Here is a 24,759-nt window from a genome sequence, read left to right as displayed (position 1 = left end):
ATTGGTTGACCGTCAGAGCTTCACCGTCACCCCCACCTGGAACCCACGCCCAGGCAACGGCGCGATGTACTTCAGCGGCGAGTTGTGCGGGCGCGCTTCCTCATTGAGCAGGTTGCTGCCGTTGACGAACACTTCCATGCCGGCGATGTAGCTGTTGCGCACCGGGAGTTCACGGCTGACCTGCAGGTCGACCAGGTTGAACGCGTCGAGCGGAATCTCTTCGCTGACGTTGCGGCCGAGGTACTTCTGCGTGTCGTAGTAGGTGCTGGACAGCTGCGCCTTCCAGCCTTCGCGTTGCCACTGCACGGTGGCGCCGTAACGGTTGGTCGGCATGTTCGGCAGGTACTCACCATCGTTGTGCGCGCGCAGTGCATCGGGACGATCGGCCTTGTTCTTCACCAGGTCGGCGAAGGCGGACACGTTCAACGTGCCATAGCGGCCGAGGTCCAAAGCCTGCGATGCGTCGATCTCGAACCCCTTCACCGTGGTGTCGGTCTGTTTCCAGTACTTCAGTGGCAGGCGGTTGGCCGTCTGCACGCCGGAATAGCCGAGGTAGAGATAGTTCTCGTACTTCATCCGGTAGGCGGTGGCCGACAGTTCGAAACCGCCTACGTGGAACAGGCCGGTCAGCTCGAGGTTCTTCGCGCGTTCCGGCTCAAGATTCTGGTTGCCTTCTTCCTGGGTCATCACCGAGTAGTGCGCGTTGCTCGCATACAACTCATTGATCTCCGGTGCGCGCTGCGAGGACGAGTAGCGCACCTTGGCCGCGAACAACGGACCGAGCTCGACATACGAACCCACGCTGTAGCTGTTGAGCCGGTAGGAACGATCCTGCAGTTTCGTGTTGGCAGCATTGCGCGCGGTCGTGAAGCGGCTCGGTTTCAGTTCGTGATCGACACGCTCGTGGCGCACGCCGGCGTCGAAGGTGGCCCAGCCGACGTCCAGCGTTTCCTTCAGGAACACGGCGTTGCTGCGGGAATCCACATCAGGCAGATAGCGCAGCGAGCCACTGCCGGTCACGTCACGCGACTGGTGGCTGAAACCGAGCAGGCCGCTGAGCGGTCCGAGCCGCTGGTGGCTGAGCAGCAGTTCGGCCTGGGTACTCTCGAAATCGTAGTCGTTGGCCCTGGAAGTGCCCAGCCGCTCGCCGGAGGTATTGTCGAGCTTCGAAACACGCAGTTCGGCACGCTCCAGCCCCGGCAGCGGATCGCGCAGCAGCGCTTCCAGCGCGTAGCGCTCCTGCCTGATTACCACACCCACCGGCAGCCCGTCGGCATAGTTGGAACCGAACGACAGGTTCTGCATCGAGAAGCCCGGCACACCGTATTCGCTGTCCTTGGCATCGATACTGAAACCAACGTAGCCGCGGTCGAAGAACAACGTGGAGCCGATGGCTACCTGCGAGTTGCGCGCGTAGCTGTTGCCCAGCCGGTGATGGTAGTCGGGCGTCACATCATTGTTGATCTGTTTCTGTACGTATGACGGCGTGCCGGCGACATAGGCCGGATTGACCGGGTTGATGTAGGTACGGCGCTGCCAGACCGAGGTCGGGCTGTTGGTGTAGAACGAGAAGTCACCATCGGCCCAGTCCGGGTTCTCGGTCATGAACTGGTCGATGTACGGCTGCGAGGCCTTGTTGTAGATCTGCTGCACGCGCGCTTCCTTCTGGCAGCTGTCGGCCAGCGCAGAGTTCACGCCACCGGCCGGCGGAAACAGGCGGGAGTTGCAGACACTGGCCTTGCTGTTGCCGGGGATGTCGTAGTGCGAGATGCGCTGCCGAGAGACCTGCAGGTTGGTCGAGACGTTGCGCTGGTTGTTGAAGTTCATGCGGAAGCCCTGCGCGTCCGCAGCATTGACGCCCTTGCGCAGGACCAGTTCCATCGACTGGTCCTTGTCTTCCATGCTGCGCGAGATCAGGCCGGAATCGATCTCCACGCTGCCGCCGATCGCGTTGCCGCCGTAGCGCACGGTGTCGGAGGACTTGTTGACAGTGACGCTGCGCACGAACAGTGGATCGAAGGGGATGTTGATGTCGCCGCTGATCGCGTTCATGCCAAGGATGGACTGGCCATCCTGCAGGATCTGCACGCGGTTGCCACTGAGGCTGCGGATGACCGGCGCGCCGGTATTCGGGCCGAAGGCGCTGCTCTGCACGCCGGAGACGTGCTCCAGCAGGTTGCCCAGGGTGCGGTTCTGCGCATGCGGGTTGTCGACGGTGACCCGGCTGTCGATGCGCGAGGGCTGGGAGGCCTCGACCTGGAGGGTGGGAAGGGTGCGCTCGTCCGCCGCATGGGCGGTGTGGACGGCAAGCAGGATGGCTGCAGCAAGCAGATGGCGACGCATGACACGCTCCGTGAAAATAGCGTAAAATGTTATAACGTAACTATTGTGGGCAACAAGAGCGTTTTGGTTCTGGTCGTGAGGCCGAACACACGGGAGGCGCGAATGAGGTTGCCGGCCGTTCAGCGCCCTGCCTTGTGCGGGGCGCCGATGCTGTGCACGATCCGGATGCTGCGCCCCACAGCGCTTCACGCAGCATCTTCTTCACGAGAACGGAGCAACGTATGAAGCTGCTGTCCGCTGTGTTGTTGTCTGCGCTTTCGCTGGCCGCCGTTCCGGCGCTGGCCGTGGAGGCTTCGCCCTCACCGCTGCTGGGACGCTGGTCGCTGGACCTTGCCACCTCGGCGCTGCCCGAGGCGCAGCGCCCGAAACAAGTGGTGCTGGAATTCAAGGATGCCGGGGGTGGACGCTGGAGTTCGCACGTCGACATCGTCCTGCACGACGGCATGACCATGAAGTCCGATGGCACGCTGTCCCTCGACGGCACGCCGGGGCCTTTGTCCGGCACCTACGGCGCGGACAAGGCCAACCTGAAACTGCCGGCGCCGAACACCCTGGTGATGCAGCTGGTGGACCATGGCACGCCCGCGTCCACCCGCATCTATACCGTGGCCGCCGACCGCACGACGATGACCGAGACCAAGGCGTTCTACGGCCACGACGGTACGCCGATCCTGCAGACCAATCTGTTCAAGCGGGTGCCCTAGCGATGCATACACCACGCCCGTACCGCGGGCGTGGCGAATGCAGCCGCCTTACGCCGCGGCCGGATCGCGCTTGCCGGAGTCGATGCCGTACCTGTCGATGGCGTGCTGCATCCGCGAGCGCTCGATGCGGCCTTCATCGGCCAGCGACTTCAGGGCGGCCAGTACGATGAAGTGACGATCCACTTCGAAGAACGTGCGCAGTGATTCACGCGTGTCGGAACGGCCGAAGCCATCGGTGCCCAATGCGGTGAAGCGGCGGTCGTTGATGAAGGGACGGATCTGGTCGCCGACGATCTTCATGTAGTCGGTGGCCACCACCACCGGGCCTTCGTGGCCCAGCAGGCACTGCTGCACGTAGGGTACGCGCGGTTTCTCGGCCAGGTGCAGCAGGTTCCAGCGCTCGACGGCGAGGCCGTCGCGACGCAGTTCGGTCAGGCTGGTCGCGCTCCAGACATCGCTGGCGACACCGAAGTCCTGCTGCAGCAGCGCAGCCGCCGCTTCCACTTCGCGCAGGATTGCGCCGCTGCCCATCAACTGCACGCGCGGCTGCGAGGCGTTGTCGGCCGGTGCCGGATGCAGAAGGTACAGGCCCTTCAGGATGCCGGCCTCGGCACCTTCGGGCAGTGCCGGCTGCGGATAGTTCTCGTTGAGCACGGTGATGTAGTAGTAGATGTCTTCCTGCTCGACATACATGCGGCGCAGGCCGTCGTGGATGATCACCGCCAGCTCGTAGTTGTAGGTCGGGTCGTAGGACACGCAGCTGGGAATCACCGACGACAGCACGTGGCTGTGGCCGTCATCGTGCTGCAGGCCTTCGCCCATCAGCGTGGTGCGGCCCGACGTGGCACCGAGCAGAAAGCCGCGCGTACGTGCATCGGCGGCGGCCCAAGCGAGGTCGCCAACGCGCTGCAGGCCGAACATCGAATAGAAGATATAGAACGGAATCGTGGCCAGGCCGTGATTGCTGTAGGCGGTGCCGGCGGCGATCCACGAACAGATCGCTCCGGATTCGTTGATGCCTTCCTGCAGGATCTGGCCGTCCTTGGCCTCCTTGTAGTAGCTCAGCTGGCCGGCATCCTGCGGTGTGTACAACTGGCCCAGGTAGGAGTGGATGCCGATCTGGCGGAACAGGCCTTCCATGCCGAAGGTGCGCGATTCATCGGGCACGATCGGAATCACCAGCCTGCCCAGGTCCGGGTCCTTCAGCAGGCGGGTGAGGATGCGCACGAAGCCCATGGTGGTGGACTGGCCGCGATCTCCACTGCCCTGCAGCTGGGTGTTGAAGATCGACAGCGGCGGCAGCGGCAGCGGATCGACCTTCGCCAGCCGCGCCGGCAGCTGGCCGCCCTGGATGCGGCGGCGCTCGGCGAAGTAGGTCGCCTCGGGGCTGCCCGGCTCCGGACGCAGATACGGCATGTCCTCCAGCTGCTCGTCGCTGACCGGCAGGTTGAAACGATCGCGGAAGGCACGCACCGCATCGGCGCTCATCTTCTTCAGCTGGTGGTTGATGTTCTGGCCTTCGCCGGCTTCGCCCATGCCGAAACCCTTGACCGTCTTGGCCAGGATCACCGTCGGCCGGCCGCTGGTGTTCACCGCTTGCTGGTACGCAGCGAAGACCTTCTGCGGATCATGGCCGCCACGCGCCAGCGCCCAGATATCGTCGTCGCTCATGTGCGCGACCAGTTCCAGCAGCTCAGGGTGGCGGCCGAAGAAATGCTCGCGCACATAGGCGCCGCTCTGCGACTTGAAGGTCTGGTAGTCGCCGTCCACGCATTCCATCATGCGCTGGCGCAGCAGGCCGCTGTGGTCGCGGGCCAGCAGGTCGTCCCAGCCGCTACCCCAGATCAGTTTGATCACGTTCCAGCCGGCTGCGTGGAAGGTGCCTTCCAGTTCCTGGATGACCTTGGCGTTGCCGCGTACCGGACCATCCAGGCGCTGCAGGTTGCAGTTGACCACGAACACGATGTTGTCCAGCCGCTCGCGGCCGGCCAGCGAGATCGCCGCCAGCGATTCGGGCTGGTCCATCTCGCCGTCACCGAGGAAGGCCCAGACCTTGCGGCCCTGGTGTTCTTTCAGACCGCGGTATTCCAGGTAGCGCATGTAGCGCGCCTGGTAGGCGGCGGTCAGCGGGCCCAGTCCCATCGACACGGTGGGGAACTGCCAGAACTCCGGCATCAGGCGTGGGTGTGGATACGAGGACAGGCCTTCGCGACCGGCTTCACGGCGGAAGTTGTCCATCCGTGCCGGATCGATGCGGCCTTCGACGTACGCGCGGCCATAGATGCCCGGTGCGGAGTGGCCCTGGATGTAGATCATGTCGCCGTCGAAGGTATCGGTGCGGCCACGGAAGAAGTGATCGAAGCCCACGTCGTACAGCACCGCCGCGGACTGGTAGGTGGCGATGTGGCCACCGACGTTGGAGTGCTTGCCGGCGCGCAGCACCATCACCATCGCGTTCCAGCGGATCATCGCGTTCAGGCGGCGCTCGATGGCCAGGTCACCGGGGTAGGCCGGCTGGCGCTCGGGCGGGATGGTGTTGACGTAGGCGGTCCAAGCACGGGTATGCAGGTCGCCGTGCTGCTGGGCGTCCAGATCGCTCAGCTGGTCGATCAGGTAGTGCGCGCGCGGCCGGCCGCCGGCCTGCATCACCGCCTCCAGCGATTCACGCCACTCCCGCGTTTCCAGCGGATCGGTATCGAAGGGGATCAGGGCTTGGTTCATGACGGTCTCCAGAGGGCGCCGGTCGGACGTCTGCCTGGGCGACAACACCGGCAGGGCGCACAGCACTGGAGCGGGGTCGCAACGGCAGGGCCGTGACGCGAAGGGCGGCCGTGGCGGCCACCGAGGAGACAAGCGTAGGCGCGTGTCCGGATCGCGGGTAGACGGGCGCGGCTTGGGTCTGCGCCAATCCAGTGTTGCTTCGCTTGTGTAGAGCCGAGCCGTGCTCGGCTCCATAAGGGCGTGATTGCCTAATCGTGATCGAAGCGCAATGGCTCGCTTCCCATTGCCGGGTCGCTGGTGCCGGGGCGGCCATCCTCGGCGCGTCCGGCCAGGCGCAGCACGCTTTCACCCGCGCTGAGCTGCAGGTCGTACCAGCCTGCGGTAGGGGGCGCATCCCAGGCGATCGAGGTCTCCGCATGCGCCGGCAGTGCCAGAGTCTGCTCGGGCATGTGCCCGGCATAGGCCCCCGCCTGCACGCGCACCTGCTGCGCGCTGTCACCCAGGTTGCGCAGGCGCAGCCGCAGCTGGCCATCCGCACGCTCGACCGTGGCCTGGACCGCGGATGCCTTGGCACTGCCCTTGAAGTGGCGGTGGAAGCCGTTCGGGCCGAGCAACCACAGGTCATAGCGGCCCTGGGCATCCAGCGGCCAGCGCTCGCGCAGCGGCCTACCGGGCAGCAGCGTGTAGCGGCGTGGCACCGCATCCAGCCGCAGCCGGTCGTAGACATGCAGCACAGCCGCTGCGCCTTCGCAGGACAACGTCAGATCCACGCCCGCAGCGTCGACCGCAGCGATCGATGCCTGCGGCCGGTAGGGCAGGGCACGCGCCGGGCGTACACCGCTTTCCTGTTTCGCCGGCTTCAGTCCCTCGGGCAACGCGGGCACGGTGCGTCCCGGCAGGGCGGCGGCACGCGCGGCCACCGCGCTCACGTCCGGCAGGCCGCGCACGAACGGCCGGGTATCACGCTGGGCGAAGTCGAACGCGTTGCTCAGATCCCCGCAGACCGCACGGCGCCACGGCGAGATGTCCGGTGCGGCCACGCCGAAGCGACGTTCGATCAGGCGCATGACCGAGGTGTGGTCGTACACCTGCGAATCGACCCAGCCGCCGCGGCTCCACGGCGAAATCACGTACAGCGGCACACGCGGACCGAGACCATACGGGCGCCCGCGCAGTTCGGCGGCATCGTACTTCTCGTCGCCCGGTGCGGGATGACGGTGATACTCGCCCTCGGTACTGACCGACGAGGCACCTGCCCATCCACCGTTCACCGCTGAGGGAGGGGCCGGTGGCGGCATGTGGTCGAAGAATCCGTCGTTCTCGTCGAACATCAGCAGCAGGGCGGTGCGGCTCCACACTTCCGGATCGGCGGTCAGCGCATCCAGCACGCGCGCGGTATAGGCCGCGCCCTGGGCCGGGCTGGACGGGCCAGGATGTTCGCTGCCGGCGGCATCGGCGATGATGAAGCTGACCTGAGGCAGGCGCCCGTCGAGTACGTCCTGGCGCAGCTGTGGCAGGCCACGGGTGCTGACAGCGCGTGCGCGCAGCTGCGGATCATGTCCGGGTGCCGCGCTGTAGGCACGACGGAACGCCTCGAAGCCGGCCAGCGGGTTGTCGGTGAAGTTGTCGGCCATGTCCTGGTAGATCTGCCAGGACACGCCGGCGTTCTGCAGGCGCTCGACATAGCTGGTCCAGCGGTACGACGCCGGATGCCCGCCGTGTTCGGGGAAGTTGTCATGCGAGTTGGCGATTACCGGGCCACCGGCACGGGCCTGTGCATCGTTGTGGCCGGTCCACAGGAACACCCGGTTCGGGTTGGTGCCGGCCTGCATGGCGCAGTGGTACGCATCGCAGATCGTGAAGGCATCGGCCAGCGCGAACTGGAACGGCAGGTCGCTGCGCTGGAAGTAGCCCATCGAGTGGTTCTGCTTGGCCTTCGGCCATTGCCCCATGCGGCCATGGTCCCAGGCGCGCTGCGCATCGGGCCAGGTATGCGGCGTACCTTCCACGCGCATGTAGCCGAAGTGCGCGGCGGTATCCAGCGGGAACGGCGCGATCGCTCGCTCGCCGCTGGCATCGGGCTGCAGCCACAGGCTGCGGGTGCGGCCACCTGCTTGCAGCGCGGCGGCCGGGGCGACGAACCGATCACCAAAGCCACGTACCCCCGGCAGCGTGCCGAAGTAGTGGTCGAACGAACGGTTCTCCTGCATGAACACCACGATGTGCTGCAGGTCTTCCAGGCTGCGCGTCTGCGCGGCAGGGGCGATCGCTGCGGCTCGGGCGATGCTGGGCAGCAGCGGAGAAAGGCCGGCGGCAACGCCGGCCTGCAACAACCGGCGTCGGCCGATATCGGTCACGGGCTCACTCACAGGTCCACGCGGAAGGAGATGCCGACGGTGCGCGGAGCGCCGATGAAGGCGTTGTCGCGGCCGTCCACCCCTGCAAGATACCGCTTATCGGTGAGGTTGCTCACCACCAGGTTGGCACCCAAGCCCTTCAGCCGTGGCGACAGGCCCTGCAGGTCGAAGCCGATGTTGGCGTTGAACACCGTGGCCGACGGCAGCCTGTTGACGTTGGCGGCATCGAGGTAGCGCGTGCCCAGGTAGCGGCCGGAGAGGCCGAAGTTCCAGTTGGCGCCCTGCCAGTCGGCCGACAGCACCAGGGTGTTCTCCGGCTGGCCGATCACCTTGGCGCCGTCGACGATGCCCAGCTGGGCATCACGTGCGGCAGTGCCGCTGCCCAGGTACTTGGAGCGGTTGTAGGTGTAGGCCGCGTTGATCCGCCAGCCATTGTCCCAGCCATAACCGAACGCCGCTTCCAGGCCGTTGCTTTCCACGCCACCGAAGTTCTCGTAGACACCGTCGGTCTCGCCCAGGTAATCGATACCGCTGACGAAGCCCGCCGGCAGGTAGACGATGCGGTTGTCGAACTTGATGTTGTACAGCGTGACCGAGGCGGTCAGCGGCCAGCGGCTGAGGCGCATGCCCACTTCGATGTTGTCGGCGGTTTCGGGCTCGACGTTGCGGAAGCGCTGCGGGTCGGTTTCACCAAGCACGCCGGACGGAATCGCGGCGAAGTTCTGCGAGAAGCCGGCGAACAGCTCCATGCCTTCCACGCCCGGCGCCCAGGTGACGCCGGTGGACAGCAGCGGATCGGACCTGGAGTCGGAGGTCACGTGCTCGCTGGCACCGATCACGCGGCGGCGCAACTGGTCGACGAAGAACTGCTTCACGCCCAGGCGCGCGCTGAACGGACCGAAGCGGGCCACGTCCTCGACGTAGTACATCTGCTCGTCGACCTTGTACTTGTCCTCGAACTGCACCCAGTACGGCTGGTGGTCGAAGTCGATGCTCTGGCCGACAGCGAGCAGGCGATGCCAGTCGCGGCGCGCCGAACGGTCCAGTTTCTCCACCCACAGGCCGCCACGGATGGTGTTGTCGAGCGCGCCGAAGGTCTGCCGCCACTCGACGTCAGCGGTCACGCCCACGCGGTCGTTGTCGTAGTGGGTATGGCGATACGACTGCGCGCCAAGTACATTGCCGGCGTAGCAGTTCGGATCGTACTCGGCGGTGAAGCCCGGCCGCGGCGTGCAGCTGGCCAGGCGCTGTGCGGCGCTGCCGTCGGGATTGACGAAGAAGATCTGGCCACGGTTGCTGCCGCCGTACACGGTCTTTCCTCCGATGTACTCCGACTCGGGGCGGCCCGCACCGTCATCGCTGACCTGTGCCAGGTACGGTGGCAGCCAGTCGCCACGGCCCTGCATGCGGTGCCCGTAGGCGGCCATCGAGGCCTTGAATCCATTGCCGCCATCGAACGCCGCGCGCAGGTACCCGAAGGTGTTCTCGCGCAGCGCACGCGAACCGGAGCGGTAGTTCTGGTCCAGGTACGGGATGCCGGTCAGGGTGCCCACCAGGTTGTCGCGCTCCGGGTTGGTGGCGAAGCCCGTCGGCGAAACGCTGGTGTATTCGGGCTCGTCGGCGTCGTTGTAGGACAGGTAGCCGGTCAGCGTCCAGCGATCCAGTTCGGTGATGAACTTGCCGGCGATGTGGTCGTTGCTGGCGTGACCGGTGCCGTCGATCCAGTCGTGCACCTTCGACGAGGAGGCGCTGACCCAGGCACGGGTGTGGCCGCCGAGCAGGCCGGTGTCGTAGCGCACGTAGTACTTGCGCGCATCGTTGTCACCTGCGCCGACCACGAAGCGCAGGCGGCTGTCCTGCAGCGGATCGCTGGTGAGGAAGTTGAGCGTGCCGCCCAGCGCCTCGTTCGAGCGCGAGGAGATATCGGCGGTGCCCTGGCTGACCTCCACCGTCTCCAGGTCGAGGGTGTCGATGTAGCGGTTGGCCAGCGAGCCGCCGCCGTAGCCCGAACCACCGTTCGGCAGGCCATCGATGGTGGTACCAATCTGCTGCGTATCGCGGTTGGTGACGAAGCCGCGCATGCTGATCTGCGTGCCCCATACCGAAGAACCTGTCGCATCGGCTTCACTGACCACCACGCCGGGTACTTCGTTGAGCGCGTCGTTGACGCTGCTCATCACTGTCTGCCGGTTCAGCGTCTCCGCGCGTACCGAGGTCTTGGCGTAGCTGGTGGCCTGGCCGATCACCTGCACCTGGTCCAGGGTACGGGCATCACTGCTGCGCGCTTCGGCCGCCTCGCCCTGCGGTGCTTCGGCCAGGGCGTCCAGTGCGGGGGCGATCAGCAGGGCAAGCAGCGAAATACGGGGAAAGCGCGCAATCGTTCGCATCGAAACCGGACCTGCAAGGGAGGGAAGCCCCCGAGTGTCGGCAGCGCCAATGACATCGGCATGACGTGGCCGCGCAACTACGATGGCACTGTGGGGCCGGTCACGGCCTTCGGGTATGCTCGGCGCTTCAATGGACCTGAGGTGGTGGCGATGCAGATGCGATCGAAGATCTGGTTGGGGGGCGCAGCCCTGGTGCTGTTGGCGGGGTGCAACCGCACGCCGCCAGACGAACAGGTGGCACCGGTGGCACCACCGACGGCGGGCGAGACCGCAGCGCCGGCCGTCACGTCAGCGGGATCTCCGGCACCTGCCGAGGGCGCGGGCCTGACCGATCGCGATGGCAAACCAGTACCGCAGGTGCCGTTCGATATCGCCAGCGTGCCACTGAGTGACGCCGTGCTGGGCGAGCTGCCGTTCTTCAGCCTGCCGCAGGGCTACGCGCCACAGAACGCCCCGCACCCACGCGCCTGGGCACGCTTCCCGTTCCGCATGGGCGACGGCGTGCACTGGGTGGAGGGGCCGAGCTGGTCGGCACGCATCGTTGCAGACTCCCAGGGCGCTCCCGACAAAACGTTCTCCGCACTGGAAGTGCAGCGCAATTTCGATGGCGTGATCACCGCCGCCGGTGGCCGCAAGGTGTTCGAAGGCACGCTGCGGCGCGACATCTACTACGGCCCGCAGCTGGAAGGCGAGATCGGTGGCGGATTCATCGATGCGGTGAACGGTGAACAGGATGCACCGACCACGGTCTACGTACTGCGCCAGGCCAACCGCAACGTCTGGGTGCAGCTGGAAGTCGACAGCAACGGCGCCGGCCTGGTGGTGGTGGATGAAGTGCCATTCAAGGCCACCGCACAGTGGCTGGAGACCTTCCCGCACCTGTCCCTGCCCGCCGGCTATCGCGACCGCAACAAGGCCAAGCAGCGTGACTTCGATGCCTTCCCGTTCTGGACCGGCGATCATTTCGAGCAGGTCGAGGGCCGCATCTTCGCTGCCGACTTCGACAAGGGCGAGCGTGAGTACTCGATGCATGAAGTACGCCGCAACCTCGAAGCGATGATGGAGCAGGCAAAGGGCACCAAGGTGTTCGAGGGCCGTATTCCGCTCGAGGCCGCCGAGGGCGTTTCGAAGCAGGTGCAGTCGGCCTACAGCGAATCCGCCAGCTACAACTGGAACAACTACGACAGCGTGGTCTACCGCGTGGACCTGGCCGATGGCCGCCAGGTGTGGGTGCACGCGCGGCTGGAATACCTCAGTGCCGGCTGGGTGGTGGCCGAGCGCAAGGGATTCGCGCAGACAGCGGCGCTGCTGCCGGCCGATGCGCTGAAGAAGAAGCTCGACAGTGATGGCCGGGTGGCGATCCAGGTCAACTTTGCCACTGACAAGGCACAGATCCTGCCAACCTCCGAACCGCAGCTGGCGCAGGTGCTGGACCTTCTGCGTGGCGATCCTTCGTTGAAGCTCTCGATTGAAGGCCACACCGACAACAGCGGTGCCGCAGCACACAACCGCACCCTGTCGCAGGACCGTGCGACGTCGGTGGTGGCCGCGCTCACCGCCCAGGGCATCGCGCCTGACCGCCTGCGGGCAGCCGGCTTCGGCGCCGACAAACCGGTGGCCGACAACGGCAGCGAGGACGGCAAGGCGCGCAACCGCCGGGTCGAGCTGGTCAAGCGCTGACCCGCGGCGTGCTCAGTAGCGCGCGTCCTTGGGCTTCGGGTCGCGCGGCCAGTCCTTGGTCTTGTTGGCGAAGTCCGGTCGCGGCTGGTTGATGAAGTAGCTGGCGATGTCCACGGCATCCTTGTCGGGCAGCAACTGTTGCCCGAGCGGGGGCTCGCGGGTCACTGCCGGTGGCATGTTGTGCTTGATGAAGCCGGCGGCCTTGTAGAGGCGCGCCATGCCCGCACCGATGTTGAAGCTGTGGTCGCCCCACAGCGGCGGGAAGGCGATGTCACCGCTGGCGTCGCGCCGGCCTTCGCCGTTGTCGCCGTGACACGCTGCGCACTGCACGGCGTACAGCGCCTGGCCGCGGATCGGGTCCGGTGTCAGCGTGCTGTCGATCGGCCCTTCGCTGGGGGCGGCGACCTTTGCACCGTCTGGCACGGGGCTGCTCAACCACGCCATGTAGTCGAGCATCGCGCGCATCTGCGGTGCGTCCTTCGGCAGAGGCTTGCCGTTCATCGAACGCTGCAGGCAGCCATTGATGCGCTCGGCCAGCCCGATCACCTTGCCCGGGCGGGGCATGTAACGCGGATAGGCACCACCGCCGGTGTTGAAATAGTGGTTGCCGAACGGTCGCTTGCCTTCGGCCATGTGGCACGAATTGCAGTTCAGATCGTTGCCGACATTGTCCGGCAGCAGCCTCGCGGTTTCGTTGAGCAGGCGGCGACCCAGCATCACCGACTCGGCATTGCCCAGCCCGGCGATCTCTTCGGCACTGGGCGCGTGGTAGTGGCCGACCACCTTGCCGTGCGCATCGAGGATATCCATCGTGCTGGCCACGGCGGCATCCAGGTCCGGGCCGTGCGCATCGAGGATATCCATCGTGCTGGCCACGGCGGCATCCAGGTCCGGGTACAGGTGGCGATAGGCAAGGGTGCCAGCACCGGCCAGCAGCGCCATGGTGATCGCGCTGCCGATCAGCAGGCGGGAACGTCTGCGCGAGCGCTTCATCGTGTGGCCTCCTGCGGAACGTAGTGCACCGGCTTGTCGCGTACCACCCGGCGCATCCGCGCCACGTCGACCTCGCTCACCGCGCTGGCCTGGTTGCCCCAGCTGCTGCGGATGAAAGTCAGGATCTGTGCCAGCTTCGCGTTCGGCAGCTGCTCGAAGCCGGGCATGGTGAAGGCCATGCGGTCATGCGGCGTATGCGGCGTGCGGCCGCCGATCAGGGTCACCTGGACCAGCGAGCTGGGATCATCGGCGAACACGATCGAGTTGCCGGCCAGGGCCGGATAGACGCGCGGCATGCCGCGGCCGTCGGCGCGATGGCAGGCCTGGCAGTGCTCGGCATAGGCCAGCGATCCGGCCACCCGGTAATCGCCGCTGCGCAGTGCGGCGGTGGTCGTATCGGTGCCGGGCGACCACTGCGCGCTTCGTCCATCGCGGGCGGGCAGCTGCTTCAGGTAGCGTGCCATCGCCAGCAGGTCAGCGTCGGACAGGTACTGCGTGCTGTGCTCGACCACGTCGGCCATGCCGCCGAAGGCCGCCGAACGATCGGTGCGGCCAGTGCGCAGGAAGTCGACGATCTCGCCTTCGTTCCAGCTGGCCAACCCGGTCGATTCATTGCGCAGGTTCTTCGCATACCAGCCTTCCAGCACCGAGCCGGACAGGAACTGGCGGCTGCCATCGTCAGCCATCGCCTTTTCCTGGAAAGCCAGGCCGCGGGGGGTATGGCAGGCACCACAATGGGCCAGGCCTTCCACCAGTTCGGCGCCGCGCTGCTGACCGGCATCCAGCTTCGGATCCGGGTTGAAGCTGCGCGGGCGTGCGAACAGGAGCTGCCACCAGGCCAGTGGCCAGCGCATGTTGGCCGGCCACGGGATGGTGCTGTCGGCGTTGTCCTGCTTCACCGGCTGTACCGAGCCCATGAAATAGGCGTAAAGCGCCTTGATCTCCGCATCGCTGGCGATCACATACGAGGCGTACGGCATGGCCGGATACAACGGCTGGCCATCGTGGCGGATGCCGCGGCGCACTGCACGCTCGAAGTCGGCGTAGTCATAGGCACCGATGCCGGTCTGCGGATCGGGCGTGATGTTGGTCGAGTAGATCGTGCCCATCGGCGTCTGCATGCCGAGGCCACCGGCGAACGGCTTGCCGCCCGGTGCGGTATGGCAGGCCGCGCAATCGGCGGCGCGCGACAGGTACTGGCCCTGCGCGATCAGCGTCGGGTCGTTGATATCGACCTGGCCCGTCTGCCGCGGCGCAAACCAGTAGGGCGTGGTGCGGGCGATGCCGTAAGCGGCGGCCACGGTGGCGGCCAGGGCAAGGGCGAGCTTGAGCGAGGTGCGCATGGCGGCACTGTGGGCACTCCCGCGCGCGCGTTCATTGATCCGGATCAATGACCGTACGGATACAGCCTGTGCACCAAGCTGAATCGTTCCTGCGCTGTCATCAAGCCGTCATCCGCGCGCGATAGATGGCCCGCTACCGCATCGCTAACCTGCCACGCTGTCGCACCTTTTCCCTGATTGCCCATGAAGCGCCTGCTGCTGTTGTTGCTGGCGTGCGCCGGCCTGTGGCTGGCTGCATGCTCCTCCTCGATCAATGCCTCGTCCACCTCGCTCGCCGATCGGCTGATCGCGCCGGGTGGCGTGTCGACCCTGCTCGATCGTCCGCGCATCGCCGCGGCCATCGCCGCACTGCCCAACCGCCATGGCTTCGCGCCGGGGCGCGATGGCGTGCCGATCTTCTGGCGCGTGTTCGACCCCGGCGACTACGGTGCGCGTTACCGCTACCTGCCGCAGCGCCACGAGAACGGCCTGCCGCTGGACACCGGGCTGAGCCTGGCGGTACCGCAGCCGTTCCATGCGCAGGTGCCGCGCGGCACCGTGGTGCTGCTGCACGGCTGGATGATGAACGGTGATTCGATGTTGCCCTGGTCGCTGCAGCTGGCCGAATCCGGCTACCGCGTGGTCACGCTGGACCTGCGCAATCATGGCCAGTCCGGTGCGGGGCCTTCCGGCTATGGCACCTATGAATCGGACGATGTGGTCGATGTGATCAACGAGCTGCGTGCGCGCGGCGAAGTGACCGGCCCGCTGTATCTGTTCGGGGTGTCGTACGGGGCGGCCACGGCCGTGTTCACCGCCGACAAGCTGGGGGACCAGGTGGAAGGCGTGGTGGCGATGGAATCGTTCGCCAACGCCGGCGTGGCCATCCGCACGATGATTCCGCACCTGATGGGCCTGCAGCCGGAAGGCCTGAAGGCGCAGGCGGTGGCCTCCTACGCGCGCTGGCGCTACGGCGGCCAGGACATCAACCAGGTGATCGCCGCCGCCAGCCGCCGCATCGACGTCGATCTGGACCGGGTGGACGTGGCCCGCGCGCTGGCCGATACCCGCGCCTGCGTACTGCTGCTGCACGGGCAGGGCGACCAGCACATTCCGGTCAGCCAGGGCCGAGAGTTGGCCCTGGCCAACCCGCGCGCGCACTACATCGAGATGCGCGGCGAGGACCACATCACCCTGCCGCTGCGGCTGGACCTGCTGGCCGGCGTGGTCGACGACTGGATGGCGCGCGACGAGCACCACCCGCAGAGCGCCTGCCCGGCCCCGCAGCTGCCAGCCCAGGCCGAGTGGCTGACCCACACCTGAGAAAGCGGGGCGGAGGGATCAAGTCGTTTCTGTCCGCAGGTGTGCGGGAAACGGCTTGATCCCCTCTGCCTCCTTTTTGTGTCAGGGCAGGCGTTGTGCCAGTGCGCGCGCGGAGGCGGCTACGCCGAGCAGCAGGGCGGCCACGCACAGGAAGGCGAAGCCGAGGCCGGTGGCGTGCGCCAGCGCACCGATGGCTGCCGGGCCAGCGAGGATGCCGGCGTAGCCCAGCGTGGTGACCGCGGTGATGGCGATGCTCTCCGGCATCACCCGCTGCTGGCCGGCCATCGAGAACAGCGCCGGCACGATGTTGGCGCAGCCCAGCCCGACCAGCACGTAGCCGGCCAGTACCACCGGGAACGATGGCACCAGCGTGGCGAGGCTGAAGCCGGCCGCTGCAGTGATGCCGCCGATCACGATCGTGCGGGTGCGGCCAAGTCGCTCGACGATGCCATCGCCGAACAACCGCATCGCGGTCATTGCCAGGGTGAACACCGCAAAGCCAGCCCCGGCCTGGTCACGCGGCACCTGCCGCACTTCGGCCAGGAACACCGCGCTCCAGTCCAGCATCGAGCCCTCGGCAAGAAACACCACGAAGGCCAGCACGCCGATGAACAACACTACGCCGTGCGGCAGTGCCAGCAACGGTCCTTCATGCAGGATCCGTTGTGGGCGCCAGTGCGGCGCCGACAGGACCGTAACCAGCAGCAGTGCTGCCACAGAGACCAGCGCGGCCATCCACAACGGCGTTCCAAGCACCAGCAGGCCGGTCATGCAGCCGGCGCCGACGAAGCCGCCGATGCTGTAGAAGGCATGGAAGCCCGACATCATCGGCCGCCCGGCATCGCGCTCGACCGCCACCGCCTGCATGTTCACCGCGCAGTCCAGTGCGCCCACGCCAGCGCCGAACACGAACAGCGCCGCGCCGAGTGCCAGTGGTGTTGGCGCCAGTACCAGCAGGGGCAGGGCGCACAGGATCATCGCGCAGGTGATCACCATCACCCGGCGGCAGCCCAACCGCCCGGTCAGCGCGCCTGCCAGCGGCATCGCCAGCAGCGAGCCGAGGCCGAGGCACAGCAGCACCGCGCCCAGGCTGGCATCGGACAGCCCGGCCTGGGCTTTGGCGTAGGGCACCATCGGCGCCCAGGCGGCGGTAGCGAATCCGGGGATGAAGAAGGCGGCGCGGGTGGCGTGCTGCTGGGCACGTGGGGATGAGGGCGTCATGCGCGGTGGAGATCTCCAGGGAATGCGGTCATGAAAACGTTTGCAGCCGGGATCGGCAAGTGCCATGGATGACATCGGACGGCGCATACGATTGCAGTGTCCCGATCGCGTCTCCAGGGGGTGACGCCACACGCTGACAGTGGCGGCGGTTGGCATTCCGCCTGGCCGCTCCCGGAAATCTGCGCATGAGCACGACATCGACCATCCTCCTCGTCCATGGATTCCGGGGCGGGGCCGCACGCTGGGCCAAGGTAATTGTGCAACTGCATGGCAGTGGCCATGACCGCGTGCAGGCGGTGGAACTGCCGCACGATCTTCAGCTGGTACAGCACCTGCACCTGGGGCGAGCCGCGTAATGCTCGGTTGAGCTTGAATTACAGGTTCTGACGCGGGCCCTGTAGAGCCGAGCCCACGCTCGGCTGCGGTTTGACAGCCAGCCGAGCATGGTCTCGGCTCTACAAGGACGCCCGCGATGCTGGATGGCATCGCGGGCGTTGTCGTCACAGCGGCAGGTCGAACACCAGCACTTCGGCGTCGTTGCCGTTTTCCAGGGTCAGCTGCGCTTCGTCACTGACCTGCAGTGCGTCACCGGCTTCCAGGGTGATGCCGTTGACCTGCAGCTGGCCACGCGCCACCTGCACGTAAGCGCCACGGCCGTTGCCGAGGGCATGGTGCAGCTTCTGGCCGCCATCAAGGATGGTGGCGAAGATGCGGGCATCCTGGTGGATGCGCAGCGAACCGTCGGCACCGTCCGGCGAAGCGATCAGGCGCAGCTGTCCGCGCTTGCTGTCCGGCGTGAAGTGGGTCTCCTCGTAGGACGGCGCGATGTTCTCGGTGTCCGGGAAGATCCAGATCTGCAGGAAGTGCACGGTCTCGTCGGCCGAGTGGTTGAACTCGCTGTGGGTGACGCCGCTGCCGGCGCTCATGCGCTGCACGTCGCCGTAGCGCAGTACCGAGCCGGTGCCCATCGAGTCCTTGTGTTCCAGCGCACCGCCCAGCACGTAGGAAATGATCTCCATGTTGCTGTGGCCGTGGGTGCCGAAGCCCTGGCCGCCGATCACCTTGTCTTCGTTGATCACCCGCAGCGGCCCGAAGCTGACGTAACGCGGGTCGTAGTAGTTGGCGAAGGAGAAGGTATGGCGCGAGGACAGCCAGCCATGCTCGGCCAGGCCACGGGTAGCGCTCTTGCGGATCTGCAGCATGATGGAATCTCCTTGTTCGATGTTTTCGATGGGGCGGGGGCGGGCCAGTGGCCGCTGTGTTTCCCCGTTGGAGAGAAGTATCCGCTTGCGCACCGGGTTTGAAAAACGGATAGTTTTGACAGCCATCATCGAAAAATTCGAATGCTCAAGCTCAGCCTCGATGCCCTGCAGATCCTGGACGCCATCGACCGCCGCGGCTCGTTCGCCGGCGCCGGCAAGGCCCTGCACAAGGTGCCCTCGACCATCTCCTACACCGTGGCCAAGCTGGAGGAGGATCTGGGCGTGCAGTTGTTCGACCGGATTGGCCCGCGCGCCGAGCCCACCGAGGCTGGGCGCGCGTTGCTGGACGAGGGGCGGCATCTGCTGCGCGCGGCCCGCGAGCTGGAGCTGCGGGTACGCCGGGTGGCGTCGGGCTGGGAGACCGAGCTGACCCTGGCGGTGGACTCGGTGTTCCCGACCTGGCTGCTGGGCCCGGACATCGCCGCGTTCCGTGAGGCCGAGGCACCGACCCGGCTGCGATTGATCGGCGAGGCCCTGTCCGGTACCTGGGAGGCCCTGCTGGATCGCCGTGCCGACCTGCTGGTCGGCGCGCCGGGCGAGGGGCCCAGTGGTGGCGGTTACGTGGTTGAGCCGCTGGGGACGGTGGAGTTCGTATTCGCGGTCGCGCCCGATCATCCATTGGCTGCAGTACCAGGCGTGCTTGGGCGCGACCAGCTGGCCGAGCACTGCGCGATCGCGGTCTCCGATTCGGCGCGGCGGCTGTTGCCACGCACGGTCGGCCTGTTGATGGGGCAGGAGATGCTGACGGTGCCGGACATGGCCAGCAAGCTGAAGCTGCAATGCGAAGGCGTGGGCTTCGGCTTCCTGCCCGAGCCGTGCGCGCGCGCTGCGGTGGCACGCGGCCAGCTGGTGATCCGCGAGGTGGAGGAACACAAGCCGGAAGAGACCTTCTGGCTGGCCTGGCGCACCGGCGAGGACGGCGCCGCGTTGCGCTGGTGGCGAGAGCGCCTGCGCAGGCCGGAGCTGCTTTCGCAGTGGTGGCAGGCGATGGCCAGGGGGTAGGTGTACGGCAGGGCTGCGCCCTGCACCCGCTACGATCCAGAGCAACAGCAACAGCAACAGCAACAGCAACAGCAGAAGCTGGTTTGCTGAGGGATGGCGGGGTGGATCCGGTTGCGGGAGACGCCGTAAACCCGTCCATGGGGGCTTGGCCGCGGCGTCCATGCCGCGGACACTCCCGCAACCGGACCCGCCCCGCCTTCGACCGTTTCAGGCGATCTGTCGGTGCTGGTGCGATCGGTGGGTGTCGACCTTGGTCGACACAGTAGATCCACGCCATGCGTGGATGCTCTTCGATCAATTGTCGAAATATTCGAACTCGAACTCGATGGAGATTCATCCACGCATGGGGTGGATCCATCAGATCGCGGAAATCTGTCAGAGGTGGGGCGGTGTCGGAGTGCGGGGTGTCAGCCGCATGGATGCGGCTGCCAAGCCTACAGGGACGTACTTGCGGCGTCCCCGCACTCCGGCACCGCCCCGCCAACCCACGGAATGCCAGCGTTTGCGTTTGCTGTTGCCGTTGCCTTGGCTTGAAGCCTCTGCAGGTGCAGGGCGCAGCCCTGCCGAAAAACGCATATAAAAAAACAGCAGGCCGAGGCCTGCTGTTTCGGTGTAATGGTGCGCCCGGAGAGATTCGAACTCCCGACCGCCTGGTTCGTAGCCAGGTACTCTATCCAACTGAGCTACGGGCGCCAATTACATAAACTTGTTGTGCTGACTGTGTATGGTGCGCCCGGAGAGATTCGAACTCCCGACCGCCTGGTTCGTAGCCAGGTACTCTATCCAACTGAGCTACGGGCGCGCGGTACACAATCAAATTTTACCTTATTTCCAGCGGCGGATGCTGGAAACCTGTCGAGTGGTGCGCCCGGAGAGATTCGAACTCCCGACCGCCTGGTTCGTAGCCAGGTACTCTATCCAACTGAGCTACGGGCGCCCTGCGACAGGAGCGGAATTATGCGGATGTCGGCGCGCACCGTCAACAGTTTTGTGAAAATTTTCATCCAACTGAATGAAAAAGCTGTCAGCCACGGCGTCCGGGGCCTTCAGCCAAGCGAAGTGATCGGCGCGCGCACCCAGTTCCTGCGCCGACAGCACGCGCAGCTGCGCGACCACATTCGGCAGTTTCGCCAGCAGCGCGCGCATCGATCCGGTCGGTGCCAGCCAGTCATGTTCCATCAGCACCGCCTGCGCGCTGCCGTGCACGCGCGCCATCTGTGCGTCGAGGTCTTCGTCCATGCCGACTGCGGCGTAATGGTTGTTCAGGCCCACACGCGCCCAGTCGGCGATCAGGCCACGCGCCTCCGTGCCGCCGAAGCCGAGGCGACGGCCATGCAGGACGCCCTGGCGCTGCGCGATCCACGGCAGGAAGCGGTAGACCAGTGGCAGCAGCCAGCCGCGTGGGGGCGGAAAACCACGCCAGAACGGTGAGCCGCTGGCGGCCAGCCACAGCCGGTTGAAGTGCTGCGGATTGCGGCCTGCGTGCACGCAGGCCAGCTGCCCGCCAAGGCTGTGGCCGCCGATGATCCAGGGCAGGGCGCCAGCCTGGTCATCCGCTGCAGCCAGAACGGCCTGGCTGCCCGGCAGATCCTGTTCCAGCACCTCCCGATAGCCCCAGTCCTGCGTCCGCGACGGCCGCAGCGAACTGCTGCCGTTGCCGCGCCACTCATGCAGGTAGACCGCCACGCCCTTCGCCGCCAGCGCCTGCGCCAGCGGCAGGTAGTGGCGCGCGGCTACGCCCAGTGCCGGCAGCCACAGCAGGCGTGCGATGGGCTGTGCAGGTACGCAGGCGATCACTTCGTAGCGATGGCCGTCGTTGCACTGCACGGCGAGGATGCGCGGCGTCAGGCTCATGCGTGCGGCGCCGCGCCGAAGTGCTCGAGCACCCGTACCTCGCTGCGCCCCGGCGCATAGCCTTGCTGCAGCCCGCGTGCCACGTAGTCGATGCCGGCTTCGCAGGCATTGGCCAGGCTCAGGCCATTGCACAGCTGCGCAGCAATGGCCGAGGCCAGCGTGCAGCCGGTGCCGTGCGCGTCCAGCGGCAGGCGGGCATGGATGAATTCTTCGCTGCTGACACCGTCGAAGTAACGGTCGATCACGCGATTGCCTTCCAGCAGGTGGCCGCCTTTCAGCAGCACCGCGCCTGCGCCGAGGTCGAGCAGGGCGGAGGCGGCCTGTTCGGCGTCATCGCCGTTGTTGATCTTCCGGCTGACCAGCAGTTCTGCTTCCGGTGTGTTGGGGGTGATCAGCGTGGCCAGCGGGATCAGGCGCTCACGCATGGCCTGCAATGCGCTGTCTTCGAGCAGGCGTGCGCCGCTGGTGGCGACCATCACCGGGTCCAGCACCACGTGGGGCGGACGATGCTTCTCCAGTATGTCGGCGACGGCGTTGATCACGTCGGCGTTGGCCAGCATGCCGAGCTTCACCGCGTGGATGTCGAAGTCGTCGAAGCAGGCGTCCAGCTGTGCACGCAGGAAGTCGATCGGTGGCACATGCACGGCGGTCACGCCGCGGGTGTTCTGTGCGGTCATCGCGGCGATCGCCGAAAGACCGTGCACGCGATGCGCGGCGAAGGCCTTCAGGTCGGCCTGGATGCCGGCGCCGCCGCCGGAGTCGGAGCCGGCGATGGTGAGGGCGGAAACGGGGGTGGTCGGGCTCATCACGCGATTGTGCCGTGGTCCCGCAGGGGAGGGTAGATCCACGCCATGCGTGGATGCCTTTGATCCGTCAGGCGGCGTCAGATCCCATTTCCGCAGGAAAAGGGATCTGACCCCCAGGCGCCCGCAGCGCGACTCTCAATGCCGCCAACGCGCCCACTGCTGGTACAGGACATAACCCAGTCCGGTCAGTCCGGTCAGCAGCGCAGGGGCGAGCAGGGCGTCGTATTGCCAGCGCACGAACAGCCAGGCACCGATGACGCCTCCGGCGAGGAAGCCGCTGATGATCAGTCCGCTGAGGGTCAGGCGCCGCACCTGCAGCGGCAGCCCGCGCAGCAGGTGGCCGAGGCCGATGCCCAGGTCGGTGAACATGCCGCTGAGGTGGGTGGTGCGCACCACCGCGCCACTGAAGGTGGTCGCCATCGCGTTCTGCAGGCCGCAGGCCATGGCGGCGGCCAGTGCGCCCCAGATCTGGTGTTGTTCAAAGAGCGGAATGGCGATCAGCAGCAGCGCCGACTCCAGCGCCAGTGCCACGCCATAGCGCCGGCCCAGTTGCAGGGCGCTGTCCTGGATCAGCAGGCCGCTGAGCATCGCACCCAGCGAAAAGGCGATCAGCAGTCCCCACAGGTGCCCCACGGCTCGCCAGTCCCCCTGGGCCAGCGCCATGCCCAGCTGGCTGGTGCTGCCGGTCATGTGGCTGACCGCCTGGTGTTCGAAACCGAGGAAGCCGACGACATTCACCATGCCGGCCACGCACGACAGCGCGACCGCGCCGATCCAGACCCAGGTGGGCAGGCGTATTCCCATCGGCGGGGCCCCTCAGGGCCCGCCGAAGCCGCCGTTGAACTGCAGCTCGCTGAAGGTGTTGCTGGCCGGATCGAACACGGCGCCCCAGAACTGCGCGCCGCCATCGCAGGCGCGGATCGCTTCCCGTGCCGGATTGATGCCGCTGTCGTCGGGCAGATGGAAGGCGTTGATGTAGATCAGCCGCTTGCCGGCACTTTCGATGCCGACGTACTGGCGGTCGAAGTCCAGCACCTTCGGCACCTGTGCCTCAAGCGATGACAGCCGCGCTTCCAGCTGATCGACCTGCTGCCGGCTGGGCGCCCAGTAGCCGCTGACCCGCCCGGCCTCGCGGCCGGGGCTGGGTCGCGAGCAGGTGTCGAGTACCTGCGCGGCGATGATTGGGCGGGTGACCACCCAGGACTGGCCGGTACGCTCGGCGGTCGGCACGCTGGCCGGGCCGCGCGTGGTCGTGCAGGCGCCGAGCACGGCTGCGAGGGTGATCGCAGCGGTGGGCAGCAGCAGGCGGGTGCAGCGGTTCACAACACCTCCGAAGCGTAATCGGCCAGGCGCGAACGCTCGCCACGGCGCAGGGTGATGTGTGCACTATGCGGCCAGTTCTTGAAGCGATCCACCGCGTAGGTCAGGCCCGAAGTGGTTTCGGTCAGGTACGGGGTGTCGATCTGCTCGACGTTGCCCAGGCAGACGATCTTGGTGCCGGGGCCGGCACGGGTGATCAGCGTCTTCATCTGCTTCGGGGTGAGGTTCTGCGCCTCGTCCAGGATCAGGTAGCGGGACAGGAAGGTGCGACCGCGCATGAAGTTCATCGAGCGGATCTTGATGCGGCTGGCGAGCAGGTCGTTGGTGGCCTGGCGGCCCCAGGTGCCGCCTTCCTGGTTGTGCGTGAGCACTTCCAGGTTGTCGGTCAGCGCGCCCATCCACGGTGTCATCTTTTCTTCTTCGGTGCCGGGCAGGAAGCCGATGTCCTCGCCGACGCTCACCGTGGCGCGGGTCATGATGATCTCGCGGTAGCGCTGCTGGTCCATGGTCTGGGCCAGGCCGGCGGCCAGCGCCAGCAGGGTCTTGCCGGTACCGGCGGTACCCAGCAGGGTGACGAAGTCGATCTCCGGGTCCATCAGTGCGTTCAGTGCGAAATTCTGCTCGCGGTTGCGCGCACTGATGCCCCACACGGCGTGGCTGCCGTGGCGGAAATCATCGACCAGCGACAGCACCACCTTGCCATCGCCGACCACGCGGCTGACGCGCAGTTCGACCTCGTCTTCGCCGGGCAGGTAGACGTACTGGTTCGGGTACCACTCCTCGCCGTCCTGCGCAAGGATTTCGTAATGGGTACGGCCCTTGTCGCTCCAGCTGCGCAGGTCGTCGCCGTGGCGCTTCCAGAAGTCTTCCGGCAGCTCGGTGGCGCCGGTGTAGAGCAGGCTGAAATCGTCCAGCGCGCGGTCGTTCTCGTAGTCCTCGGACACGATGCCGGCGATGGCGGCCTTGATCCGCAGGTTGATGTCCTTGGAAACGAACACCACCGGCAGGTCCGGGGTCTCTTCCTTCAGGGCCAGGATCGCGCCGAGGATGGCGTTGTCCGGAATGACCTTGCCGAAGCTCTTGCCGGCATCGAAATGGCTGGTCTGGAATCGCAGCTTGCCCGCGCTCTGCTTGCCGCGCAGCTGCAGGCCGTTGGGTCGCTGCAGTGGAATGCCGTCGGCCAGGTTGTCCAGGCCCGATGCCTGCACCAGCTCGTTGAGGAAGCGGCTCACCTGGCGGGCGTTGCGGCTCGCTTCGGAGGTGCCCTTCTTGCCGTTGTCCAGCTCCTCGATCACCTGCATCGGCAGGTAGACGTCGTGCTCCTCGAATTTGAACAGCGCGGTGGGATCGTGCATCAGCACGTTGGTATCCAGCACGTAGATGCGCTTGCCTCGGGTCATCGTCGATTCCTGGTTACGGACAGGGAAAAACCACCATGGCCTGCTGCGGGGCAGGGTGATGGCA

18 protein-coding genes and 3 tRNA genes are annotated in these 24,759 nt (G+C 66.4%); 5 read left to right on the top strand and 16 right to left on the bottom strand.

What is annotated here, in order from left to right; genetic code table 11:
- Positions 1-12: 12 nt before the first annotated feature.
- Positions 13-2,343, bottom strand: coding sequence for a TonB-dependent receptor domain-containing protein (locus AC5P8Z_RS01560; RefSeq protein WP_495227886.1), 2,331 nt, complete (start codon positions 2,341-2,343; stop codon positions 13-15).
- 221 nt (positions 2,344-2,564) lie between these two features.
- Here AC5P8Z_RS01560 and AC5P8Z_RS01555 point away from each other — a divergent pair, with 221 nt between their 5' ends.
- Positions 2,565-3,047 carry a LuxR family transcriptional regulator gene (locus AC5P8Z_RS01555; protein ID WP_495227884.1) on the top strand — a complete coding sequence of 161 codons (483 nt, stop codon included), beginning with the start codon at positions 2,565-2,567 and terminating at the stop codon, positions 3,045-3,047.
- Between the two features lie 48 nt (positions 3,048-3,095).
- Here the strand turns inward: AC5P8Z_RS01555 and aceE are convergent, their stop codons facing one another.
- From aceE to AC5P8Z_RS01540, 3 genes are all read right to left on the bottom strand, one after another.
- Positions 3,096-5,768, bottom strand: coding sequence for a pyruvate dehydrogenase (acetyl-transferring), homodimeric type (gene aceE, locus AC5P8Z_RS01550; protein WP_286071605.1), 2,673 nt, complete (start codon positions 5,766-5,768; stop codon positions 3,096-3,098).
- A 248-nt stretch (positions 5,769-6,016) separates the two neighbouring features.
- Positions 6,017-8,125 carry a phosphocholine-specific phospholipase C gene (locus AC5P8Z_RS01545; RefSeq protein WP_495227882.1) on the bottom strand — a complete coding sequence of 703 codons (2,109 nt, stop codon included), beginning with the start codon at positions 8,123-8,125 and terminating at the stop codon, positions 6,017-6,019.
- Between the two features lie 8 nt (positions 8,126-8,133).
- Positions 8,134-10,512 (bottom strand): TonB-dependent receptor domain-containing protein, encoded by a 2,379-nt coding sequence (locus tag AC5P8Z_RS01540; RefSeq protein WP_495227880.1) that lies wholly within the window; start codon positions 10,510-10,512, stop codon positions 8,134-8,136.
- Between the two features lie 150 nt (positions 10,513-10,662).
- Between AC5P8Z_RS01540 and AC5P8Z_RS01535 the strand changes: the two genes are divergently transcribed.
- Entirely contained in the window at positions 10,663-12,192 is a 1,530-nt protein-coding gene (locus tag AC5P8Z_RS01535) for an OmpA family protein (RefSeq protein WP_495227878.1), read from the top strand.
- 12 nt (positions 12,193-12,204) lie between these two features.
- Here AC5P8Z_RS01535 and AC5P8Z_RS01530 read toward each other — a convergent pair whose 3' ends face one another.
- The gene (locus AC5P8Z_RS01530) at positions 12,205-13,185 is read right to left on the bottom strand and encodes a c-type cytochrome (RefSeq protein ID WP_495227877.1); all 981 of its coding nucleotides are present in this window, start codon (positions 13,183-13,185) and stop codon (positions 12,205-12,207) included.
- Positions 13,182-14,528 carry a c-type cytochrome gene (locus tag AC5P8Z_RS01525; RefSeq protein ID WP_286071610.1) on the bottom strand — a complete coding sequence of 449 codons (1,347 nt, stop codon included), beginning with the start codon at positions 14,526-14,528 and terminating at the stop codon, positions 13,182-13,184. Before AC5P8Z_RS01525 ends, AC5P8Z_RS01530 begins: the two co-directional genes overlap by 4 nt.
- 183 nt (positions 14,529-14,711) lie before the next feature.
- On the opposite strand from AC5P8Z_RS01525, the gene AC5P8Z_RS01520 reads away from it, so the two are divergent.
- Entirely contained in the window at positions 14,712-15,830 is a 1,119-nt protein-coding gene (locus tag AC5P8Z_RS01520) for an alpha/beta fold hydrolase (RefSeq protein ID WP_295565832.1), read from the top strand.
- Positions 15,831-15,911: 81 nt separating this feature from the next.
- Here AC5P8Z_RS01520 and AC5P8Z_RS01515 read toward each other — a convergent pair whose 3' ends face one another.
- On the bottom strand, positions 15,912-17,051 hold the full coding sequence (locus AC5P8Z_RS01515; protein ID WP_495227874.1) for an MFS transporter: 1,140 nt from the start codon (positions 17,049-17,051) through the stop codon (positions 15,912-15,914).
- Positions 17,052-17,236: 185 nt separating this feature from the next.
- Here AC5P8Z_RS01515 and AC5P8Z_RS01510 point away from each other — a divergent pair, with 185 nt between their 5' ends.
- Positions 17,237-17,407: a hypothetical protein gene (locus AC5P8Z_RS01510; RefSeq protein WP_495227873.1), complete on the top strand. Its 171-nt coding sequence runs from the start codon at positions 17,237-17,239 to the stop codon at positions 17,405-17,407.
- A gap of 144 nt (positions 17,408-17,551) precedes the next feature.
- On the opposite strand, the gene AC5P8Z_RS01505 is transcribed toward AC5P8Z_RS01510, so the two are convergent.
- Complete coding sequence (locus tag AC5P8Z_RS01505) at positions 17,552-18,253, bottom strand: pirin family protein (RefSeq protein WP_286071614.1); 702 nt, start codon at positions 18,251-18,253, stop codon at positions 17,552-17,554.
- A 141-nt stretch (positions 18,254-18,394) separates the two neighbouring features.
- Here AC5P8Z_RS01505 and AC5P8Z_RS01500 point away from each other — a divergent pair, with 141 nt between their 5' ends.
- Positions 18,395-19,315: a LysR family transcriptional regulator gene (locus tag AC5P8Z_RS01500; protein WP_495227871.1), complete on the top strand. Its 921-nt coding sequence runs from the start codon at positions 18,395-18,397 to the stop codon at positions 19,313-19,315.
- A gap of 616 nt (positions 19,316-19,931) precedes the next feature.
- On the opposite strand, the gene AC5P8Z_RS01495 is transcribed toward AC5P8Z_RS01500, so the two are convergent.
- The 8 genes from AC5P8Z_RS01495 to AC5P8Z_RS01460 all read right to left on the bottom strand — a co-directional run bounded on the left by AC5P8Z_RS01495 (position 19,932) and on the right by AC5P8Z_RS01460 (position 24,695).
- Positions 19,932-20,008, bottom strand: a tRNA-Arg gene (locus AC5P8Z_RS01495).
- A gap of 32 nt (positions 20,009-20,040) precedes the next feature.
- Positions 20,041-20,117, bottom strand: a tRNA-Arg gene (locus AC5P8Z_RS01490).
- A gap of 58 nt (positions 20,118-20,175) precedes the next feature.
- A tRNA-Arg gene (locus tag AC5P8Z_RS01485) sits at positions 20,176-20,252 on the bottom strand.
- Complete coding sequence (locus AC5P8Z_RS01480) at positions 20,243-21,169, bottom strand: alpha/beta hydrolase family protein (protein ID WP_286071616.1); 927 nt, start codon at positions 21,167-21,169, stop codon at positions 20,243-20,245. The genes AC5P8Z_RS01485 and AC5P8Z_RS01480 overlap by 10 nt, the downstream gene beginning before the upstream one ends.
- Positions 21,166-21,975, bottom strand: coding sequence for a bifunctional hydroxymethylpyrimidine kinase/phosphomethylpyrimidine kinase (gene thiD / locus AC5P8Z_RS01475; RefSeq protein WP_495227870.1), 810 nt, complete (start codon positions 21,973-21,975; stop codon positions 21,166-21,168). The genes AC5P8Z_RS01480 and thiD overlap by 4 nt, the downstream gene beginning before the upstream one ends.
- Before the next feature lie 135 nt (positions 21,976-22,110).
- On the bottom strand, positions 22,111-22,779 hold the full coding sequence (locus AC5P8Z_RS01470) for a YoaK family protein (RefSeq protein ID WP_286071618.1): 669 nt from the start codon (positions 22,777-22,779) through the stop codon (positions 22,111-22,113).
- 12 nt (positions 22,780-22,791) lie between these two features.
- Positions 22,792-23,298: a hypothetical protein gene (locus AC5P8Z_RS01465; protein WP_495227868.1), complete on the bottom strand. Its 507-nt coding sequence runs from the start codon at positions 23,296-23,298 to the stop codon at positions 22,792-22,794.
- Positions 23,295-24,695 (bottom strand): PhoH family protein, encoded by a 1,401-nt coding sequence (locus tag AC5P8Z_RS01460; protein ID WP_014036782.1) that lies wholly within the window; start codon positions 24,693-24,695, stop codon positions 23,295-23,297. The genes AC5P8Z_RS01465 and AC5P8Z_RS01460 overlap by 4 nt, the downstream gene beginning before the upstream one ends.
- Positions 24,696-24,759: the final 64 nt, after the last annotated feature.

Source organism: Stenotrophomonas sp. YJH_SMC_17, from assembly GCF_059371655.1.
This window is presented reverse-complemented; position numbering and strand designations above follow the sequence as displayed.

Excerpts from the sequence above, each read along its gene's own strand:
- AC5P8Z_RS01480 (WP_286071616.1), bottom strand. The coding sequence starts at position 21,169 with ATGAGCCTGACGCCGCGCATCCTCGCCGTGCAGTGCAACGACGGCCAT.
- AC5P8Z_RS01460 (WP_014036782.1), bottom strand. The coding sequence starts at position 24,695 with ATGACCCGAGGCAAGCGCATCTACGTGCTGGATACCAACGTGCTGATG.
- AC5P8Z_RS01535 (WP_495227878.1), top strand. The coding sequence starts at position 10,663 with ATGCAGATGCGATCGAAGATCTGGTTGGGGGGCGCAGCCCTGGTGCTG.
- AC5P8Z_RS01530 (WP_495227877.1), bottom strand. The coding sequence starts at position 13,185 with ATGAAGCGCTCGCGCAGACGTTCCCGCCTGCTGATCGGCAGCGCGATC.
- AC5P8Z_RS01470 (WP_286071618.1), bottom strand. The coding sequence starts at position 22,779 with ATGGGAATACGCCTGCCCACCTGGGTCTGGATCGGCGCGGTCGCGCTG.
- AC5P8Z_RS01525 (WP_286071610.1), bottom strand. The coding sequence starts at position 14,528 with ATGCGCACCTCGCTCAAGCTCGCCCTTGCCCTGGCCGCCACCGTGGCC.
- aceE (WP_286071605.1), bottom strand. The coding sequence starts at position 5,768 with ATGAACCAAGCCCTGATCCCCTTCGATACCGATCCGCTGGAAACGCGG.
- AC5P8Z_RS01505 (WP_286071614.1), bottom strand. The coding sequence starts at position 18,253 with ATGCTGCAGATCCGCAAGAGCGCTACCCGTGGCCTGGCCGAGCATGGC.
- AC5P8Z_RS01500 (WP_495227871.1), top strand. The coding sequence starts at position 18,395 with ATGCTCAAGCTCAGCCTCGATGCCCTGCAGATCCTGGACGCCATCGAC.
- AC5P8Z_RS01520 (WP_295565832.1), top strand. The coding sequence starts at position 14,712 with ATGAAGCGCCTGCTGCTGTTGTTGCTGGCGTGCGCCGGCCTGTGGCTG.
- AC5P8Z_RS01560 (WP_495227886.1), bottom strand. The coding sequence starts at position 2,343 with ATGCGTCGCCATCTGCTTGCTGCAGCCATCCTGCTTGCCGTCCACACC.
- AC5P8Z_RS01540 (WP_495227880.1), bottom strand. The coding sequence starts at position 10,512 with ATGCGAACGATTGCGCGCTTTCCCCGTATTTCGCTGCTTGCCCTGCTG.
- AC5P8Z_RS01510 (WP_495227873.1), top strand. The coding sequence starts at position 17,237 with ATGAGCACGACATCGACCATCCTCCTCGTCCATGGATTCCGGGGCGGG.
- thiD (WP_495227870.1), bottom strand. The coding sequence starts at position 21,975 with ATGAGCCCGACCACCCCCGTTTCCGCCCTCACCATCGCCGGCTCCGAC.
- AC5P8Z_RS01555 (WP_495227884.1), top strand. The coding sequence starts at position 2,565 with ATGAAGCTGCTGTCCGCTGTGTTGTTGTCTGCGCTTTCGCTGGCCGCC.
- AC5P8Z_RS01515 (WP_495227874.1), bottom strand. The coding sequence starts at position 17,051 with ATGACGCCCTCATCCCCACGTGCCCAGCAGCACGCCACCCGCGCCGCC.